At 67.9% G+C, this 676-nt stretch carries 1 protein-coding gene; it reads left to right on the top strand.

The features are described from left to right. A partial coding sequence (locus A5702_RS14285) for a phosphopantetheine-binding protein (RefSeq protein WP_231965057.1) occupies positions 1–676 on the top strand: 676 nt, incomplete at both ends.

Here is a 676-nt window from a genome sequence, read left to right as displayed (position 1 = left end):
CCAGCCTCGACGGGGTGGAGCAGGCCGCGGTCATCGTGCGCGAAGACCGCCCCGGCGACAAACGCCTCACCGGCTACGTCGTCGAAAGTGCCCCCGGCACGGTCGATCCCACCACCGCGCGGTCGGCTCTGGCCGAGCGGCTTCCCGGGTTCATGGTGCCCACCGCCATCGTCACCCTCGACACCTTGCCCACCACGCTCAACGGCAAACTCGACACCCGCGCCCTACCCGCACCGGACTATGTCGACGCCGATCATTACCGCGCCCCCACCACCGCCATCGAAGAAATCCTGGCCGGCATTTATGCCGAGGTGCTCGGGGTGGAGCGGGTCGGGGTGGATGACTCGTTCTTCGATTTGGGTGGGGACAGCATCTTGTCGATGCAGGTGGTGTCCCGGGCGCGGGAGGCGGGGCTGAGCTGCCGGCCCCGCGATATCTTCGTCGAGCAGACCGTGGCCCGACTGGCCGGCATTCCCGGCATCACCGAGGGCCACACCCGGGTTGTCGATGAGGGCATCGGGGCGATCACGCCGACCCCGATCATGGGATGGCTGTTCGACATTGACGGCCCCATCGACCAGTTCAACCAAACCCTGGTCCTGCAAGCCCCGGCCGGGGCCACCCCCACCGACGTCGTGACCATCTTGCAGGCCCTGCTCGACCACCACCCCATGCT

Origin of the sequence: Mycobacterium sp. E3339, assembly GCF_001666915.1 — a bacterium.
GTDB lineage: Bacteria > Actinomycetota > Actinomycetes > Mycobacteriales > Mycobacteriaceae > Mycobacterium.
The sequence above is the reverse complement of the archived record's forward strand: the minus strand, read 5'-3'. Positions and strand labels throughout refer to the sequence as shown.